Origin of the sequence: Micromonospora sp. KC606 (genome assembly GCF_004348675.1) — a bacterium.
Lineage (GTDB): Bacteria > Actinomycetota > Actinomycetes > Mycobacteriales > Micromonosporaceae > Micromonospora.
The window spans coordinates 1-2,717 of record NZ_SMKN01000363.1 but is presented as its reverse complement, the minus strand read 5'-3'; the positions used below and the strand labels follow the sequence as shown (position 1 = coordinate 2,717).

General features: G+C 75.7%; 3 protein-coding genes. All 3 read left to right on the top strand.

Annotated elements, in window-relative coordinates:
* Positions 1 to 992: ABC transporter permease (locus E1193_RS30965; RefSeq protein ID WP_207922942.1), on the top strand; the 992-nt coding region annotated here is incomplete at its 5' end.
* Positions 985 to 1,845 (top strand): ABC transporter permease, encoded by an 861-nt coding sequence (locus tag E1193_RS30960; protein ID WP_132186669.1) that lies wholly within the window; start codon positions 985 to 987, stop codon positions 1,843 to 1,845. The genes E1193_RS30965 and E1193_RS30960, both read left to right, overlap by 8 nt.
* A partial coding sequence (locus tag E1193_RS30955) for an ABC transporter ATP-binding protein (RefSeq protein WP_132186668.1) occupies positions 1,842 to 2,717 on the top strand: 876 nt, incomplete at its 3' end. The genes E1193_RS30960 and E1193_RS30955, both read left to right, overlap by 4 nt.

The following is a 2,717-nucleotide window of genomic DNA, read 5'->3' as shown; positions in this document are numbered from 1 at the left end:
GCCGTAGCCGCCGGCGGCTGGCCGGCGCCGGCACCGTGGTACGCCGCCGGCTGCTGGTCGCCGTACCGGTCCTCGCCACGACCAGCGCCGGCATGTTCGTCCTCGGCGCGGCCTCCCCGATCGACCCCGCCCAGCAGTACGCCGGCGCGGCGGCGTTCACCACCAGCGAGGAGAACCTGGCCCAGATCCGCGCCAACTGGGGCGTCGACGACCCGCTGCCGGTGCAGTACGCCCGCTGGGTCGGCAACCTGCTCCGCGGCGACCTGGGCTGGTCGACCAGCCGCCACGAGCCGGTGACCGACGTGCTGGCCGCGCGCGCCGGCTGGACGCTGCTGCTCGTCGGCGCCGCCCTCGCGCTGGTGTTGACGGCGAGCCTGCTGCTGGGCACCCTCGCCGCGTACCGGCGCGGCGGCTGGTTCGACCGGGCGGTACGCGCCGGCGCGTACGCGGTGCAGTCCATGCCGGTGGTCTGGCTCGGCCTGGCCGCGATCGCCGTGTTCGCCCTGGCCCTCGGATGGCTGCCGGCCGGCGGGCTCACCGACGTGACCGCCACCACCACCGGCCCCGCCGACGTGGCCCGACACCTCGTCCTGCCGGTCACCGTGCTGGCGATCTCCCAGGCACCGTGGTTCGTGCTGTTCGTCCGCGACACGGTCACCGAGAGCCTGCGCGACGACCACGTCCTCGCCGCCCGGGCCCGCGGCCTGCCCGGTCGCACCGTCCTCTTCGGACACGCCCTGCGTACCGCGCTGCTGCCGTTCCTCACCCTGGTCGGCACCCACCTGCCCGAACTGGTCGGCGGCGCCGTGCTGGTGGAGACCGTGTTCTCCCTGCCCGGCCTCGGCGCGGTCACCGTCCAGGCGGCGCTGGGCAGCGACTTTCCGCTGCTGGCCGCCACCACCCTCGCCACCACCGTCGTGGTGCTGGCCGCGAACCTCCTCACCGACCTGGCCTACGCCGCCGCCGACCCCCGGGTACGCCTCGATGACTGATCTCGCCCTGCCCGCCCGCCTCCGGCGACCAGGCTTCCGGCCCGGAATCGCCCTCGCCTCGGTCGTCCTGGTCGGCACGGTCGCCGCCGGCCTGGCCGCGCCCCTGCTCTGGCCCCTCGACGAGAGCGCGGTGGACCTGGCCCGCACCCGGCTCGCCCCGTCCTGGGAACACCCGGCCGGCACCGACGACCTGGGCCGCGACGTCGCCCGTCGCAGCCTCTACGGGCTGCGCGTCTCGCTGCTCGTCGGGGCGGTCGCGGCGCTCGTCGCCGCCGGGTTCGGCGGCCTCGTCGGCACCGTCGCCGCCACCTGCGGCGGCCGGATCGACCGGACGCTGATGCGAGTGATCGACACCATCGCCGCACTGCCGCACCTGCTGCTGGGCATCTTCATCGTGGCGATGCTGCGCCCGAGCCTCGGCGCGGTGATCCTGTCCATCGGGCTGACCCACTGGCTGTCCACCGCCCGCATCGTCCGCTCGGAACTACTCAGTCTGCGCACCCGCCCGTTCATCGACGCGGCGGTCGCCGGCGGCGCGAGCCGAACCCGGGTGCTCACCCGCCACCTGCTGCCCCACGTCCTGCCGCGACTCGCGCTGGCCACCACGCTGATGGTGCCGCACGCCGTCTGGCACGAGACCGCCCTGTCCTTCCTCGGCCTCGGCCTGCCTCCGCACCTGGCCTCCCTCGGCAACATGATCAACGACGGGCAGCGGTCCCTGCTCACCGGCGCCTGGTGGGCCAGCCTGGTCCCCGGGCTGCTCCTCGTCGCCGTCACCCTCGCCCTGGCGGCCCTCACCGGCCGGTGGCGCGACCGCCTCGACCCCCGCGCACGAGCGGAGCTGCACCTGTGACCACCACCGCGCTGGCGACCACGAGCACCGCCGGCACCGACCACCCGACCGCCCTGCTGGACGTCGACGGGCTGACCGTCCGCTTCCGGCTCCCCGACGCCGTCGTGCACGCCGTCACCGACCTGCGCCTGACCGTCCGTCCCGGCGAACTCCTCGCCGTGGTCGGGGAGTCCGGGTGCGGCAAGTCCGTGCTCGCCCACGCCCTGCTCGGCCTGCTGCCCGGCAACGCCACCGTGACCGGCCGGGCCCGCCTGCACCCACCCGCGCAGGAACCGGTCGACCTGCTCGGCTGCGGCGAGCGCCGCCTCGCCCAGGACGTGCGGGGCCGCGCGCTCGGGCTGGTGCCGCAGAGCCCGGCCACCGCGCTGAACCCGGTGCGCACCGGCCGGCGGCTGCTGGTGGAGACCCTGCGCGCCCACGGCCACTCCCGCCGGAACGCGTCGACGGCCGCCGACCAACTCGCCGTCGACGTCGGCCTCGACCCCGCCGACCTCGACCGGTACCCGCACGAGCTCTCCGGCGGCATGGCGCAACGTCTCGTCACCGCGCTGGCGTTGGCCCCCGATCCACCGCTGCTGCTCGCCGACGAACCCACCACCGGCCTCGACCGGCCACTGGTCGACCACACCCTCGACCTGCTGCGTCGCCGCTGCGACACCGGCGCGGCGGTCCTGCTCATCACCCACGACCTGGCCGCCGCCCGCCGGGTCGCCGACACGATCGCCGTCATGTACGCCAGCCGTCTCGTCGAACACCGGCCCACCGACGCCCTGTTCGACGGCCCCGCCCACCCGTACACGGCCGGGTTGCTCGACGCCCTGCCCGACCGGGCCTTCCGGCCGGTACCCGGGCATCCGCCGATGCTCACCCAC